General features: G+C 59.4%; 11 protein-coding genes. 3 read left to right on the top strand and 8 right to left on the bottom strand.

Features of this window, described 5'->3' with window-relative positions:
- The first annotated feature begins 1 nt into the window (after window position 1).
- The gene (gene fadR, locus AB5Y81_RS20545) at window positions 2-715 is read left to right on the top strand and encodes a fatty acid metabolism transcriptional regulator FadR (RefSeq protein ID WP_017780097.1); all 714 of its coding nucleotides are present in this window, start codon (window positions 2-4) and stop codon (window positions 713-715) included.
- A gap of 65 nt (window positions 716-780) precedes the next feature.
- Here the strand turns inward: fadR and AB5Y81_RS20550 are convergent, their stop codons facing one another.
- From AB5Y81_RS20550 to AB5Y81_RS20565, 4 genes are all read right to left on the bottom strand, one after another.
- Window positions 781-2,298 (bottom strand): SpoVR family protein, encoded by a 1,518-nt coding sequence (locus AB5Y81_RS20550; RefSeq protein ID WP_279484407.1) that lies wholly within the window; start codon window positions 2,296-2,298, stop codon window positions 781-783.
- Window positions 2,299-2,308: 10 nt separating this feature from the next.
- Entirely contained in the window at window positions 2,309-3,580 is a 1,272-nt protein-coding gene (locus AB5Y81_RS20555; RefSeq protein WP_010634123.1) for a YeaH/YhbH family protein, read from the bottom strand.
- A gap of 23 nt (window positions 3,581-3,603) precedes the next feature.
- The gene (locus AB5Y81_RS20560) at window positions 3,604-5,526 is read right to left on the bottom strand and encodes a PrkA family serine protein kinase (RefSeq protein ID WP_005300364.1); all 1,923 of its coding nucleotides are present in this window, start codon (window positions 5,524-5,526) and stop codon (window positions 3,604-3,606) included.
- A 566-nt stretch (window positions 5,527-6,092) separates the two neighbouring features.
- Window positions 6,093-8,021, bottom strand: coding sequence for an ATP-dependent DNA helicase RecQ (locus tag AB5Y81_RS20565; protein WP_010634122.1), 1,929 nt, complete (start codon window positions 8,019-8,021; stop codon window positions 6,093-6,095).
- Window positions 8,022-8,360: 339 nt separating this feature from the next.
- On the opposite strand from AB5Y81_RS20565, the gene sstT reads away from it, so the two are divergent.
- Window positions 8,361-9,611, top strand: coding sequence for a serine/threonine transporter SstT (gene sstT / locus AB5Y81_RS20570; RefSeq protein ID WP_010634121.1), 1,251 nt, complete (start codon window positions 8,361-8,363; stop codon window positions 9,609-9,611).
- 440 nt (window positions 9,612-10,051) lie between these two features.
- Here sstT and AB5Y81_RS20575 read toward each other — a convergent pair whose 3' ends face one another.
- From AB5Y81_RS20575 to pabB, 3 genes are all read right to left on the bottom strand, one after another.
- Complete coding sequence (locus AB5Y81_RS20575; RefSeq protein WP_279484406.1) at window positions 10,052-11,350, bottom strand: HAAAP family serine/threonine permease; 1,299 nt, start codon at window positions 11,348-11,350, stop codon at window positions 10,052-10,054.
- 216 nt (window positions 11,351-11,566) lie between these two features.
- Entirely contained in the window at window positions 11,567-12,133 is a 567-nt protein-coding gene (locus AB5Y81_RS20580) for a CoA pyrophosphatase (protein WP_005300376.1), read from the bottom strand.
- A gap of 50 nt (window positions 12,134-12,183) precedes the next feature.
- Window positions 12,184-13,518, bottom strand: a complete 1,335-nt coding sequence (gene pabB / locus AB5Y81_RS20585) for an aminodeoxychorismate synthase component 1 (RefSeq protein ID WP_010634119.1) — start codon at window positions 13,516-13,518, stop codon at window positions 12,184-12,186.
- A 248-nt stretch (window positions 13,519-13,766) separates the two neighbouring features.
- Between pabB and AB5Y81_RS20590 the strand changes: the two genes are divergently transcribed.
- Entirely contained in the window at window positions 13,767-15,290 is a 1,524-nt protein-coding gene (locus tag AB5Y81_RS20590) for a fumarate hydratase (protein ID WP_010634118.1), read from the top strand.
- Window positions 15,291-15,387: 97 nt separating this feature from the next.
- On the opposite strand, the gene AB5Y81_RS20595 is transcribed toward AB5Y81_RS20590, so the two are convergent.
- Window positions 15,388-15,569: hypothetical protein (locus AB5Y81_RS20595; RefSeq protein ID WP_368146802.1), on the bottom strand; the 182-nt coding region annotated here is incomplete at its 5' end.

Consider the following 15,569-nt stretch of genomic DNA (forward strand, 5'->3'; position numbering starts at 1 on the left):
CATGGTCATAAAAGCGCAGAGCCCCGCAGGGTTTGCCGAGGAATACATCATCGAGTCCATCTGGAACAATCGCTTTCCTCCAGGATCCATCTTGCCGGCCGAGCGCGAGCTGTCCGAGCTGATTGGCGTGACCCGAACCACCTTGCGTGAAGTGCTGCAGCGTCTGGCCCGCGATGGCTGGCTCACCATCCAGCATGGTAAACCGACCAAGGTGAACAACTTCTGGGAGACCTCGGGACTCAACATTCTGGAGACCCTGGCTCGCCTCGATCAGGACAAGGTACCGGATCTGGTGGCTCAGCTGCTGTCGGCGCGCACCAACATCTGCACCATCTTCATTCGTGGCGCGATCCGCAACAACCCGGAGCAGGCCGCCGAGATCCTGCGCGGCGCCGCCGAGGTGGAGAACACAGCCGAAGCCTATGCGGACTTCGACTACCGGTTGCACCATCAGCTGTCGTTCGCCTCCGGCAATCCCATCTACGCCTTGATCCTGAACGGTTTCAAAGGGCTGTACAGCCGGGTTGGCCGCTACTACTTCTCCGACAAGCAGGCGCGAGAAACCGCGGATGCCTACTACAAGACCCTGCTTAACCTGGCCGAGACCAAGAATCACGAGGCCGTGTTCATGACGGTGCGCCAATATGGCATCGAGTCCGGTAAACTCTGGACCCGTTTGCGCCAGGACATGCCGAGCAATCTCTGCGACAACTGAGCCTGTTCTGATGCAAGAAAAACGCGCCGATTGGCGCGTTTTTTTATGGCTGCAAGGTGAGGGGATCAGACCGGCTTCTTCTCCGGACAGCGCCCTATGATGTCGGGAGGCAGTTCGCCATTGTCCTGCTCCAGTATCACGTCGAAGCCCCACAGCTGGTGCAGATGTTTGAGCACCTCGTGACGGGAGTCCCCCAGCGGGATCCGGTTGTGTGGCACATAGCGCAGAGTGAGGGAGCGATCCCCCTTCACCGCCACGTTGTAGACCTGGATGTTGGGCTCCAGATTGCTCAGGTTATACTGGGCTGACAGGGTGTTGCGCACCTGACGATAGCCTTCGTCGTTGTGGATGGCCGAGACCTTCAGGTAGTTCTTCAGATCATCGTCATCGATGGCGAACAGCTTCATGTCGCGCATCACCTTGGGACTCAAAAACTGACTGATGAAGCTCTCGTCCTTGAAGTTCTGCATGGCGAAATGCAGCGTCTCCACCCAGTTGCTGCCGGCGTAGTCGGGGAACCAGTATCTGTCCTCCTCGGTCGGGTGCTCGCAGATGCGGCGCAGATCGGTGAACATGGCAAAGCCGAGGGCGTAGGGGTTGATCCCCGAGTAGTAGCGACTGTTGTAGGGGGGCTGATAGACCACGTTGGTGTGGCTGTGCAGCACCTCGATCATGAAGCGATCGCTTATCTTGCCCTCGTCATAGAGGTGATTGAGGATGGTGTAGTGCCAGAAGGTGGCCCACCCTTCGTTCATCACCTGGGTCTGTTTCTGCGGGTAGAAGTACTGGCTGATCTTGCGCACGATACGTACGATCTCGCGCTGCCAGGGCTCCAGCAGGGGGGCATTCTTCTCGATGAAATAGAGAATGTTCTCCTGTGGCTCGGCAGGGTAGCGCCGGTCTTCCACCCCGGAGGCCTTGTGCTGTTTGGGCAGGGTGCGCCACAGTTCGTTGACCTGGGTCTGCAGATAGTCTTCCCGTGCCTTCTGTCGTCGTTTCTCTTCGGCCATGGAGATCTTCTGAGGCCGCTTGTAACGATCCACCCCGAAGTTCATCAGTGCATGGCAGGAGTCGAGCAGTTTCTCCACCGCGTCGATGCCGTGCTTCTCTTCACATTCGGTGATGTAGTTCTTGGCAAACAGCAGATAGTCGATGATGGAAGAGGCATCGGTCCAGGCCTTGAACAGGTAATTGTTCTTGAAGAAGGAGTTGTGGCCGTAGCAGGCGTGGGCCATCACCAGGGCCTGCATCGGCATGGTGTTCTCCTCCATCAGATAGGCGATGCAGGGATCCGAGTTGATGACGATCTCGTAGGCCAGCCCCATCTGGCCACGCTTGTAGTTGCGTTCGGTGTGGATGAAGCGCTTGCCGAATGACCAGTGCTGATAGCCGATGGGCATGCCGACGCTGGAGTAGGCATCCATCATCTGCTCTGCCGTGATCACCTCTATCTGGTTGGGGTAGGTGTCCAGTCGATAGAATTTGGCGACCCGGGCTATTTCTTGATGGTAAATGTCCAGCAGGTCGAAGTTCCAGTCCGGGCCATTGTCCAGCGGCGCTACTTTTCTTGCGGTTTCTACCATATGACCTCCCTCAAGCCGCTTGCTTCTTGAACAGCTCCCGGAATACCGGATAGATATCCTCGACCTTGCGAATATGCTCCATCGCGAAGTGGGGGAACTGGCTGGCGACCGACTCATACTCGTGCCACAGGGTCTGGTGGGCGCGGGTGGTGATCTCGATGTAGGAGTAGTACCGCACCCGCGGCATGATGTCCCGCACCAGGATCTCCCGGCACTGCGGCGAGTCGTCGGCCCAGTTGTCACCATCTGACGCCTGTGCTGCGTAGATGTTCCACTGGTTGGCGGGGTAACGTTCGTTGATGATGTCGTTCATCATCTTGAGCGCACTGGAGACGATGGTGCCGCCCGTCTCCTGGGAGTAGAAAAATTCGTGCTCGTCCACTTCCTTGGCCTGGGTGTGGTGACGGATGTAGACCACTTCGACGTTCTTGTAGGTCCGGCTCAGGAACAGATAGAGCAGGATATAGAAACGCTTGGCCATCTCCTTGGTGGCCTGATCCATGGAGCCTGACACGTCCATCAGGCAGAACATCACCGCCTGGCTGGAAGGCACGGGCCGCTTGACGAAGTTGTTGAACTTGAGATCGAAGGTGTCGATAAAGGGCACCGCATCGATCCGTCTCTTCAGCTCACGGATCTCTTTTTCGAGCTGGGCCATCTCCGCAAAGTGTTCGGTGGGATCGGCGGCCAACAGGGCGAGACGATCCTCCAGTTCGTGCAGCTGGCGTTTCTTGCCTGCCTGCAGCGCCATGCGGCGGGCCAGCGAGTTTTGCAGTGAACGCACCACGTTGATGTTGGCGGGCACCCCGTTGGAGGTGTAACCCGCCCGGTAGGTTTTGACTTCCATCAGCTGATTGAGCTGGGTCTTTTGCAGCCTCGGCAATTCCAGATCTTCAAACAACAGGTCCAGATACTCATCCTTGGAGATCTGGAAGACGAAGTCGTCCGCCCCCTCTCCCTGATTGGAAGCCTGCCCTTCGCCGGAGCCCTGACCGCCACCTCCTCCCTTGGGGCGGTCAATCTTGTCGCCGGAGACAAATTGATCGTTGCCGGGGTGCACCATCTCCCGTTTACCGCCTTGCCCCTGATGGAAATGGGGCTCGCCGATGTCCTTGGTCGGGATGCTGATGCTCTCGCCGGTATCCACGTCCTGAATGCTGCGCTTGGAGACAGCATCAGAGACCGCTTGTTTGATCTGCTTCTTGTAGCGGCGGATGAAGCGCTGCCGATTGACAGCGCTTTTGTTTTTGCCGTTGAGCCTGCGGTCGATAAAATGCGCCATAACTCCCCCTTGAACAGTCAGGGTCAGGATGACTTGCGTACCCTGAGATACCACTCGGAGAGCAGACGCACCTGTTTGCGGGTGTAGCCTTTCTCCATCATCCGTTCGACAAAGTTATCGTGCTTCTTCTGCTCCTCGGCCGAGGTTTTGCTGTTGAAGGAGATAACCGGCAGCAGCTCTTCCGTGTTGGAGAACATCTTCTTCTCGATCACGGTGCGCAGCTTCTCGTAACTGGTCCAGTTGGGGTTACGGCCTGCATTGTTGGCGCGGGCACGCAGCACGAAGTTGACGATTTCGTTGCGGAAATCCTTCGGATTGCTTATCCCGGCAGGTTTTTCAATTTTCTCCAGCTCGCTGTTGAGGGAGGCGCGGTCAAACAGCTGGCCGGTCTCGGGGTCACGGTACTCCTGATCCTGGATCCAGAAATCGGCGTAGGTGACATAACGATCGAAGATGTTCTGACCGTACTCGGAGTAGGACTCGAGGTAGGCGGTCTGGATCTCCTTGCCGATGAACTCCACGTAGCGCGGGGTCAGATAGCCCTTGATGAATTCAAGGTAGCGGTCGTGCAGCTCTTGCGGGAACTGCTCGCGCTCGATCTGCTGCTCCAGCACATAGAAGAGGTGTACCGGGTTGGCCGCCACTTCCGCGTGATCGAAGTTGAAGACGCGGGAGAGGATCTTGAACGCAAAGCGGGTGGATAAGCCATTCATCCCCTCGTCGACGCCGGCGTAATCGCGGTACTCCTGATAACTCTTCGCCTTGGGATCGGTATCTTTGAGACTCTCGCCATCATAGACCCGCATCTTGGAGTAGATGCTGGAGTTTTCCGGTTCTTTGAGGCGCGACAGCACGGAGAACTGGCCCAGCAGCTCCAGGGTCCCTGGGGCGCACTTGGCATCGGTCAGCTCACTGTTGACCAGCAGCTTCTCGTAGATCTTCACCTCTTCCGACACCCGCAGGCAGTAAGGCACCTTGACGATGTAGACCCGGTCGAGGAAGGCCTCGTTGTTCTTGTTGTTGCGGAACTGCTGCCACTCGGATTCGTTGGAGTGAGCCAGCAGGATGCCGTCGAAGGGGAGGGCGGATAGCCCCTCGGTACCGTTGTAGTTGCCCTCCTGGGTGGCGGTCAGCAGTGGGTGCAGCACCTTGATGGGGGCCTTGAACATCTCGACGAACTCCATGATCCCCTGGTTCGCCTTGCACAGTGCGCCTGAGTAGGAGTAAGCGTCGGCGTCATCCTGGGCGAAGTGCTCCAGCATGCGGATGTCCACCTTGCCGACCAGAGAGGAGATGTCCTGGTTGTTGTCATCGCCCGGTTCGGTCTTGGCGATGGCAATCTGGTCGAGGATGGAGGGGTTGACCTTCTCCACCTTGAACTTGGTGATGTCGCCACCAAACTCGTGCAGCCGCTTGGCGACCCAGGGGGACATGATAGGGCGCAGGTAGCGGCGCGGGATGCCGTACTCTTTTTCCAGCAGCTCGCCATCTTCTTCGATGTCGAACAGGCAGAAGGGGTGATCGTTGACCGGTGACCCCTTGATGCGATAGATAGGCACCTTCTGCATCAGGGATTTGAGTTTTTCTGCCAGCGAGGATTTACCACCGCCGACCGGGCCCAGCAGATAGAGGATCTGTTTCTTCTCTTCCAGCCCCTGGGCGGAGTGTTTGAGATAGGAGACGATCTGTTCGATGGCCTCTTCCATGCCGTAGAAGTCTTTGAAGGCGGGATAGCGTGCCACGACGCGGTTGGAAAAAAGACGACTGAGTCTGGGATTGGCAGAGGTGTCGACCATCTCAGGCTCACCGATGGCGGTCAGCAGACGTTCGGCGGCGGAGGCGTAGCAGGACTTGTCCTGCTTACACATATCCAGGAACTCCTGGATGCTGTATTCCTCTTCCCTGGCTTTCTCATATCGCTGTTGATAATGCTCGAAGATGCCCATAACTTTGCCCTCGTTATAGTCGCTTACCCTGAAAAGAGTGGATCACTACTTTTGTTCTGTTTACCTCATTAAGCCTAGTCAACAGCCCCCAGTAATCCATCACCAACTATTGGTTTAAATTTGCAAGGGTACTTCCCGACCCGATGCGGGAAGGCGCAATCAGTGACACACCTATGTTACTGACTGTTAAATTATTTTTGCCATGATAGTGAGGCAAATGTCAAAGACATAAAAAATAAATGTTTGTCAAAAAATGGAAACTGCACCGCATTGTTCCTGGCCGGCTGCCGCAAGCGCAGTCAGGGCAAGGGGGAGCGCGCCACGCAGCAAAAATGGCATTACGTTTACGTGCACGTAAAGTTAATTGTTTGGTGTTTTAGCTCTAATTTTTACATTGACGCTACATTGCGACTGCTCTAGATTGGCCCTGTGTCGGGCAGTCAGCGCTTTAGCAAGAGAGTGGCTGGTTGCCGATACAAAGCTCTGTTTAAGCACGTTTCCGTTGGCTTGACCCTCGCAAATGCGAGGGTCTTATTTTTTCAGCGCAATCGACGCTGTCTGGTGAGCTAGTGATCGTGGTGGAGCGGATAAATGCGGGAAACCGCCGCTAGGACGTCGGCGAAGGGGTGGGATGCCAGCTGGCCAAATCCGGCCAGGCTTTTCGCCTTGACCCGGGTGGTGAGCGGCGTGGCGATGCCGCACAGAAAGCGGGTCAGGATGCGCGGATGCCGGGTGTGACACAGGGCCACCAGGGGATCGCACCAGGCTCTTAGTCCCTGTTCATTGGGGAGTGTCCGGCCGGGCAAGGGGGGGAGCTCTGCCACCTCGCCCCGACAGACAGAGCAGTGCCCGCAATGAGTGGGCGCAGCCCGATCGGCAAAGTAGCGTGCCAGTTCATGGCTCAGGCAACTGCTTGAGGTAAAGAAACCCAGCAATGCCTGCAGACGGGCCAGCTCGCTGTGTTCTTTCTTTTCAAACAAGTTGTGCAGCTCATCGGCCTGGGTTGCCACGTCAATCTCCTGGCGCAGCACCCGGTAAACCTCGGTCATCTGCTTGCTTTCCAGTTCGATCCAGCCCTGCTGCTGCAGGTAGTCCAAGGCCGCCGCCGCGCGGTGCCGCTCCCCCTGATAGCCTTGCCAGAGTGCTTCGAAGTCCATGGTGCACCAGCTGCGGGCCTGCGGGGCGCAGGCGAACAGCTGCTCCAGGAACAGGCGTCGTTCGGGGTTGAAGCGGGCCAGGATCTCCACTTTCTCCAGCACGAACTTGAAACGGTACTCGGCAAAGTAGCTGTAGGCCGGGGCTATGATGCCCGCCATCTCCAGATAGACCAGCAGGGTCTTGAGAGGTAGTTGGCGGATGTTGGTCTCATTGGACAGACGCAGCAGGCTGAATTCCCACTCGCTGCCGCTTTGCAGCAGGATCTCGAGCAGCGCGACGATGGCCAAGCGATCCGGAGTGTCGCCATAGACGAAATTCTCCAGCACCGGCAACTGGCTGCGATTGGCCAGCACGATGCAGCGGGAAGGCTGGCCGTCGCGGCCGGCACGGCCTATCTCCTGGCTGTAGTTTTCGATGGACTTGGGCAGATCGTAATGGATCACCCGACGAATATCGGCCTTGTCGATGCCCATGCCAAAGGCGATGGTGGCCACGATGCAATCCAGCTTGCCGGTCATGAAGTCGTGCTGGATCTGGCTGCGCAAGGTGGCGTCGAGCCCGGCATGATAGGCTCGGGCCCTGATCCCGCGCTGCTGCAACTGGGCGGCACAGGCTTCGGCGGTGTGCTGCAGGGTGACGTAGATGATGGTGGGGGCGGCGGGATCGCGCGCCAGTTCCCCATGCAGCCAGCTATCGCGCGCCTCGGCGGGCAGGGGGATGACGGCCAGGTCCAGGTTGGCGCGATAAAAGCCGGTGACGATGAGCCCGTCATCCTCGATGTCGAATTTGGCCTGCATGTCGGCCATCACGGCCGGGGTGGCGGTGGCCGTCAGCAGCAGCACCTGGGGAATGGCCAGTTCGCGGCGATAGTCAGGCAGCTTGAGGTAGTCGGGGCGAAAGTTGTGGCCCCATTCCGAAATACAGTGGGCCTCGTCCACCACCAGCATTGACAGCGGCACCTGCTGGATGAAGCGACGAAAGCGCTCGTTCTTGAGGCGCTCCACCGAGATCATCAGGATCTTGAGCTGGCCGTCGTTGGCCTGCTGCATCACCCGGCGGCTCTCCTCCGCAGTCAGGCTGGAGTCGAGGGTGGCGGCGGCGATCCCCTTGCTGCGCAAAAAGGCGAGCTGATCGTGCATCAGTGCGATCAGGGGGGAGATCACCAGGGTCAGGTGGGGCAGGGCCAGTGCCGGCAACTGATAGCAGAGGGATTTGCCGGAGCCGGTGGGGAAGATGGCGGCGGCGTTCTTGCCCGCCAGTAGCCGGCTGATCACCTCTTCCTGTCCCGGCCTCAACCGATCGAAGCCAAAGTGACGGGTCAACAGGGATGAGATCATGGCAAAGGCTCCGCGGCAAAACCGTCATGATACCACCGCCGGGTGGAGGCTGGAGGGCAATCGGGGGGGGAAATGGCATCCATTTGAGCGTTGTTGATATTGTGTTATCTCGGTGTTGTAGATTTTTTGTGAGGCGAAGCGGATATTTTTCAGTGATTCTGTGGAAAAAAGCGGCTGCAGATGGGATATTCCTTGTCCGCAACCCCGTGTGTTTCCGGACAGGCTCGACAGAAGGCTTGCCGGGGCAGACGACGCCAGCCCGTGACATGGGTGTCGCCTGGTGTAGCGGTTGCCAACAGGACTAATGATTCACGCACTTAGGTGCTCAGGGACTATTTGATGACACAACAACACCCCCTCATAAGACTGGTCAACAGCACCAGCCTGGTTAGCCAGATCCTGGTCGGTCTGGTCTTCGGTATCCTCCTTGCCATGTTCATGCCGGAATGGGCCAAAGCGGCGGGTCTGCTCGGCAGCCTGTTCGTCGGTGCCTTGAAGGCGGTGGCGCCGCTGCTGGTCTTCGTACTGGTGATGGCGGCGATCATCGGCCACAAGCAGGGTCAAAAAACCAACATGAAGCCGATCCTGCTGCTCTATCTGCTGGGAACTTTCCTGGCGGCTGCGGTGGCCGTGGTTGCAAGCTTCCTGTTCCCCACCAACCTGCACCTGGTGGCGAACAGTGCCGAGATCACCCCGCCGGGCGGCATCACCGAGGTACTGCAGACCCTGCTGTTCAACGTGGTGACCAACCCGGTCAAGGCGCTGCTGGACGCCAACTACATCGGCATCCTGGCCTGGGCCATCGGCCTTGGCATCGCCATGCGCCACGCCAGCGAGGGGACCAAAGCGGTGATCACCGACCTGTCCCACGGCGTCTCCACCATTGTGAAAGCGGTGATCCGCTGCGCGCCGCTCGGCATTCTGGGTCTGGTAGCCTCCACCCTAGCGGAAACCGGTTTTGAGGCCCTGTTTGGCTATGCCCAATTGCTGGTGGTGCTGATCGGCTGCATGCTGTTCATCGCCTTCGTGGTCAACCCGCTGATCGTATTCTGGAAGATCCGCCGCAACCCCTATCCGCTGGTGCTGACCTGCCTGAAAGAGAGCGGTGTGACCGCCTTCTTCACCCGCAGCTCCGCCGCCAACATCCCGGTCAACATGACGCTGTGCGAAAAACTGCGTCTGCCGGAGGATACCTACGCGGTCTCCATCCCGCTGGGCGCCACCATCAACATGGCCGGTGCGGCCATCACCATTACCGTGCTCTCCATGGCGGCGGTCCACACCCTGGGGATGGACGTGGATCCGGCGACGGCCATTCTGCTCTCCGTGGTTGCGACCGTCAGTGCCTGCGGCGCCTCCGGTGTGGCCGGCGGCTCCCTGCTGCTGATCCCGCTGGCATGCAGCCTGTTTGGCATCAGCAACGACATCGCCATGCAGGTGGTGGCGGTCGGCTTCATCATCGGCGTGCTGCAGGACTCCGCAGAGACGGCCCTCAACAGCTCCACCGACGTACTGTTCACCGCCGCGGCCTGCATGGCCGAAGATGAGACCCTGCTGGACATCTCGCCGGTGCCAAACAGCGAAGCCTGATAGCCGTATCTTCCTATCACAACGACAACGCCCTCATTTGAGGGCGTTTTTTATTGCTGTTCGGATGGGGCGGGTAACTGTCGTGACTCCTGGCAACCCTCCCGGCAAACAGAGAAGAAGGCTTCACGACCTGAAACCCGGCAGATATCACTGAGTCTGGATGAAGGGGGTGTGCGAGCGTGGAAGAGGGAGGGCTTTGCCGTCTCGGATGATGCGGCAGGAGTTGATCGGCTTGACGGTGGCTCGATACACCAGCCCGAGCAGGGTGGGTCGTCAGAGCGAAAACGTGAGCAGGCATTGCCGGGTTGTTGTGGCTTGCCAGCTAACTCGCTCTCAAGGGTGCCTCTCTTTTTGCCTCGCGAAGATCTGCAATCAGCCCTGCACTATAAAAAAATGCCAGCCGGTTACCCGGCTGGCATTGTTGCTGGTCTCTGACCGCGTTAGCCGATCAGCTGGTAAAGGATGGCGGAGATGGCAGTCATCCCCATCAGGGCCACGAAGCCGTTGCTGATGTGGCCCTGATACTTCGCCATGGCCGGCACGCGCTTGATGGCGTACATCGGCATGATGAACAGGATGGTGGCGATGATGGGGCCGCCCATCGACTCGATCATGCCGAGGATGGAGGGGTTGATCACAGCAGTGCCCCACAGGGTCAGGATGAAGAAGGCGATGATGAAGATCTCGACCTTCTTGTGGTTCGGCTCCTTGCCTGACTTGCGCAGGTTCTGGACGATCATCCCCTTCAGGCCTTCACGGGCACCCAGGTAGTGGCCGAAGAAGGAGGAGACGATGGCCACGAACGCCACCAGCGGACCGAAGTAGGAGATGATGGGGCTTGAGTGCTGGTTGGCCAGGTAGGAGAGCACGGCAATGTTCTGGGACTTGGCCTCGGCCAGCTGTGCCGGGGTCAGGCTCATCACGCAGGAGAAGACGAAGAACATCACGAAACCGAGCAGGATGGTGGCGGTGCGCTTGAGGATGGCGTCAGACTTCTCGACCGCCTGCTCGCCGTGATCGCGGCGCTGGGCCAGGGCGAAGCTGGAGATCGCCGGGCTGTGGTTGAAGGAGAACACCAGCACCGGGATGGTCAGCCACAGGGTGATGGCAAAGTCCTTGCCGGACGGCACCTGGGAGAGGGCGGCACCGGTCCAGTCCGGGATCAGGTAAAAGGAGATCCCCACCAGGATGGCGATGAGCGGATAGACCAGGAACTCGGTCACTTTGAGCATCAGCTTCTCGCCAGCCAGCATCACCGACATCATGCCCATGATCAGCACGATGGAGAGGATCCAGCGCGGCGGCGCCGTCATCTGCAGCTGGTTGACCATGAAGCTTTCCACGGTATTGGTGATGCCCACCCCGTAGATCAGCACGATGGGGTAGATGGCGAAGAAGTAGAGCAGGGTGATTAATTTGCCGGCACCCACGCCGAAGTGCTCTTCCACCACTTCCGTGATGTCTGCATTGGGTTTGCTTGACGAGAGCACGAAGCGGGCGAGGCCGCGGTGTGCCAGATAGGTCATGGGGCCGACCAGCAGCGCCATGACCACCAGCGGCCAGAAGCCGCCCATGCCGGCGTTGATGGGCAGGAACAGGATGCCGGCGCCGACGGCGGTACCGAACAGGCTGATTACCCAGCGAGTGTCTTGTTTGGTCCAACCACGCGATTGGACTGAGCGGGTTCCTTGCTCCTGTGAGGTCGCAACATCCTGTGCGCCGGTGACAGTATTAGACATGTGTCTCACCCCTGAATTGTGGTTTTTATAGAATCGGCGCAAGGATACGGGTTTTTTAATCAAAAATGTTGATCAAATTCACCTTTATGGGACTAAAAACCGCACTCTTTTATGGAAATGTGATCGAAAGAAGAATTAATCAATTATTTTTTATAAAATACCACGTTATTTTAGTGTTAACGCATGAATATTGCACAGGCATTTGTTGGCAATATGTTATCTAGAGAGTTGCCGTGACAGCTGGCGGATCATGCTGGCGGTCGCGCCCCAGATAAAATGGTCCTGCCAGGGGATCCAGTAGATGGTATGCAGGTGATCGGCTCTGGGAATGGTCAGGGCGATATGGTGGCGCGGATCCAGCAGGTGGTTGAGCGGCACTTCGAAGGCCTGGTCGACCTCATCCCGGCTCAGGGTGAGCTGATAGTCGGCCGCCACCAGTCCCAGCACCGGCAGCACGTCATATTGCGAGACGGTGTTGAGGGGAGCGAGGGTGCCAAGCACCTCTATCTGGGCCGGGACTATGCCGAGCTCTTCCTGGGTTTCCCGCAGCGCCGTGTGGATCAGATCCCGGTCGTCCGGATCCTGCCTGCCACCGGGGAAGCTTATCTGTCCCGCATGGTGGCGCAGGTGCGGGCTGCGCCGGGTCAGCAGCAATTGCAGGCCGTCGGCCCGTTCAACCAGCGGCAGCAGCACGGCGGCGGGCTTGAGCCCGGCCACCGTCAGCCGGTGAGCGGGGGCGGGGCGTTGCAACAAAAAGCGGGTCAGCAGTTCTGCTCGTTCCATCTCGATTCTTCTTCACTCCTTCAAGTCGCTGAGATCATTTTGTCAGGTTTTCAACGCAGTGCGTCCAGCAGTGGCAGGATGCGGGCCACCTTGTCATAGGTTTCCTGATATTCGTCGTCCACGTCGGAGTCGGCGATGACGCCACCGCCAGCCCAGCAGTGGAGCTGGCCCTGTGCGGCGATCAGGGTGCGGATGCAGATGCTGGTGTCCATCCGGCCGTGCTGGCTGAGGTAGCCGATGCTGCCGCAGTAGGCGTTGCGCCGCTGGGGCTCCAGCTCCTCGATGATCTCCATGGCCCGGATCTTGGGGGCGCCTGTGATGGAGCCACCGGGGAAGCAGGCGCGCAGCAGATCCACTCCTTGCCAGCGGTCATCCAGTTCGCCGTGAATGGTGGAGACCAGGTGGTGCACCGCCGGAAAGGATTCCACCGCAAACAGGCTGGGCACGCTGACCGAACCGGGCCGGCTCACCCGGCCGATGTCGTTGCGCAGCAGATCCACGATCATCAGATTTTCCGATCTGTCCTTGTCGGCCTCCGCCAGCTCGCGGGCACTGGCCTGATCCAGCGTAGGGTCGGCCAGCCGCGGACGAGTACCCTTGATGGGCTTGGTCTCGATGTGGCGCTGGTCGAGCAGCAGGAAACGCTCGGGGGAGAGGCTCAGGATGGCCCCTTGCGGCAAGCGCAGGAAGGCCGAGAAGGGGGCGCGGTTGGCCCGTGACAACGCCTGGTAAGCCTGCCACTCGTCACCTCGATAGGGGGCGCTGAAACGCTGGGTCAGGTTGATTTGATAGCAATCCCCTGCCGCCAGATAGGCCTGCACCCGGGCAAATTTGTCGCCATATTCGGCGCGGCTCATGTTGCTGCGCCAAGCGCCTGCAAGAGCGAAGGGGTCTGCGGCAAGCTCGTGTTGTGCCTCCAGCCACTGCAGCCGGCGGGCAAGGCCGGCCTCGTCGCCCCAGTGCACCAGCTGCCATTTGCCCGTTGCCACCTCCCGCAGCAGGGCCCAGTCATAGATGCCGACCGCCATGTCAGGGATGGTGACGTCGCGGGCGGCCAGGTTCGGCAGACGCTCGAAGCGGCGGCCCAGATCATAGCCAAACAGGCCGAGCGCCCCGCCGATGAAGGGCAGGGGGGGCGCTTGAGTGGTGATCTCTCCCAGCAGGTCGCGCTGGCACCGGGCCAGCAAGGTCAGCGGATCATCTTCACTGGACTCGTGTTGCTCTCCCTGCTCGATGTGAGTCAGCGCCCCGTCGGTCTGCAGGGTGGCCAGCGGATCGGCGGTGATGATGTCAAAGCGGTTGTCCGCACCCTGCGGGCCAGCGGATCCCAGCAACATGGCCCAGGGCAGGTGGTGAAGGCGGGCGAACAGCGCATGGAGCGCCATCTGGTGTTCAAAATGGTGGATATGCAGCGTTGGTTTCATTTTTTGTTACACAGGCAACAGTTTACAGCCTGCTCCCTAGCCGGTACGGGGGTGGCAAGCGTATCATAGGCGCCGGAATTTTTAGAAAAAACGCGCCGTTGTCTTATCGGGCAGACAGGCAGACCGCCTGGCACCACCCCACCGAAGCACGGCTCATATGGAAGCCCTTGCTCCAACCAACACGGGAGACAAGGACCAGTGAGGATGATATGAGCATCATTAAAAAACAGGATTTTATCGATTCCATCGCCGACGCCCTGCAGTACATCTCCTACTACCACCCCCTCGATTTCGTGCATGCCGCCAAGGCCGCCTATGACCGGGAGATCAACCCGGCCGCCAAGGATGCCCTGGCCCAGATCCTGATCAACTCCCGCATGTCCGCCGAAGGTCATCGTCCGCTCTGCCAGGATACCGGCATCGTCACCTGCTTCGTCAAGATCGGCATGCAGGTGCAGTGGGATAGTGACATGACGGTGCAGGAGATGGTGGATGAAGGGACGCGCCGCGCCTACACCAATCCGGACAACCCGCTGCGCGCCTCCGTGCTGGCCGACCCCGCCGGCAGCCGCAAGAACACCAAAGACAACGCCCCGGCCGTGGTGCACATCGACATGATCCCGGGCAACAAGGTGGAAGTGAGCATCGCGGCCAAGGGCGGCGGCTCCGAGAACAAATCCAAGATGGTGATGCTCAACCCCTCCGACGACGTCGTCGAGTGGGTGCTCAAGACAGTGCCGACCATGGGGGCCGGCTGGTGTCCGCCCGGCATGCTGGGCATCGGCATCGGCGGTACTGCCGAAAAAGCGGCGGTGCTGGCCAAAGAGGCCCTGATGGAGCACATCGACATTCAGGAGCTGATCGCTCGTGGCCCCGAGACCACAGAGGAGAAATTGCGAGTTGAGCTCTACGACAAGGTCAACAAGCTCGGCATCGGTGCCCAGGGCCTCGGCGGCCTCACGACCGTGCTGGACGTGAAGGTGAAGTCCGCCCCGACCCATGCCGCCTCCAAACCGGTGGTGATGATCCCCAACTGCGCGGCCACCCGCCATGTCCACTTCGAGCTGGATGGTTCCGGCCCGGCCGAACTGACCCCGCCGAAACTGGAAGATTGGCCGGAGATCACCCGCTCTGCCGGCGGCAACGTGCGCCGGGTCAATGTCGACGGCATCACCAAGGCAGAGCTCGCCAGCTGGAAGAGCGGAGATACCGTGCTGCTCTCCGGCAAGATCCTCACCGGTCGCGATGCCGCTCACAAGCGCATTGCCGACATGTTGAAAAAAGGTGAGGGGCTGCCGGAAGGGGTCGATTTCACCAACCGCTTCATCTATTACGTGGGCCCGGTCGATGCCGTGCGTGACGAAGTGGTCGGCCCGGCCGGCCCGACCACCTCCACCCGGATGGACAAGTTTACCGACATGATGCTGGGGGAAACCGGCCTCATCGGCATGATCGGCAAGTCCGAGCGGGGCCCCAAGACGGTCGAGAGCATCAAACAGCACCAGGCCGTCTATCTGATGGCCGTCGGTGGTGCCGCCTATCTGGTGGCGAAGGCCATCAAGAAGGCGCGGGTGGTGGCCTTCGCCGATCTGGGCATGGAAGCCATCTATGAGTTCGAAGTCGAGGACATGCCGGTGACCGTGGCGGTCGACTCCCAGGGCAACAATATCCACGAGACTGGGCCGGCCTACTGGTCTGCCAAGATTGCCGAGCTCGATGGCAAGCTGGCGTGAGTTGAAGATGCCTGAGGGCTGTTCACCTGCGGTATGGAGACGGGGCTTTATGCCCTGAGTGCACGGGTGCGATGCGCGACTGCCATGGATGTGGCCGTCATGCAGCCTCAGCCATAACAAACAAAACGAAGGCGACCCCAGGGTCGCCTTTTCTTTTCGTCTGCGTGTCTGTCGTGCGAATTTGAACTGCCAACTGCCAACTGCCAACTGCCAACTGCCAACTGCCAACTGCCAACTGCCAACTGCCAACTGCCAACTGCCAACTGCCAACTGCCAACT

The sequence above is a fragment of the Aeromonas sp. s2 genome (assembly GCF_040907935.1).
In the GTDB taxonomy this organism is placed as follows: domain Bacteria; phylum Pseudomonadota; class Gammaproteobacteria; order Enterobacterales; family Aeromonadaceae; genus Aeromonas; species Aeromonas dhakensis.

Excerpts from the sequence above, each read along its gene's own strand:
- fadR (WP_017780097.1), top strand. The coding sequence starts at position 2 with ATGGTCATAAAAGCGCAGAGCCCCGCAGGGTTTGCCGAGGAATACATC.
- AB5Y81_RS20550 (WP_279484407.1), bottom strand. The coding sequence starts at position 2,298 with ATGGTAGAAACCGCAAGAAAAGTAGCGCCGCTGGACAATGGCCCGGAC.
- AB5Y81_RS20555 (WP_010634123.1), bottom strand. The coding sequence starts at position 3,580 with ATGGCGCATTTTATCGACCGCAGGCTCAACGGCAAAAACAAAAGCGCT.
- AB5Y81_RS20560 (WP_005300364.1), bottom strand. The coding sequence starts at position 5,526 with ATGGGCATCTTCGAGCATTATCAACAGCGATATGAGAAAGCCAGGGAA.
- AB5Y81_RS20565 (WP_010634122.1), bottom strand. The coding sequence starts at position 8,021 with ATGATCTCATCCCTGTTGACCCGTCACTTTGGCTTCGATCGGTTGAGG.
- sstT (WP_010634121.1), top strand. The coding sequence starts at position 8,361 with ATGACACAACAACACCCCCTCATAAGACTGGTCAACAGCACCAGCCTG.
- AB5Y81_RS20575 (WP_279484406.1), bottom strand. The coding sequence starts at position 11,350 with ATGTCTAATACTGTCACCGGCGCACAGGATGTTGCGACCTCACAGGAG.
- AB5Y81_RS20580 (WP_005300376.1), bottom strand. The coding sequence starts at position 12,133 with ATGGAACGAGCAGAACTGCTGACCCGCTTTTTGTTGCAACGCCCCGCC.
- pabB (WP_010634119.1), bottom strand. The coding sequence starts at position 13,518 with ATGGCGCTCCATGCGCTGTTCGCCCGCCTTCACCACCTGCCCTGGGCC.
- AB5Y81_RS20590 (WP_010634118.1), top strand. The coding sequence starts at position 13,767 with ATGAGCATCATTAAAAAACAGGATTTTATCGATTCCATCGCCGACGCC.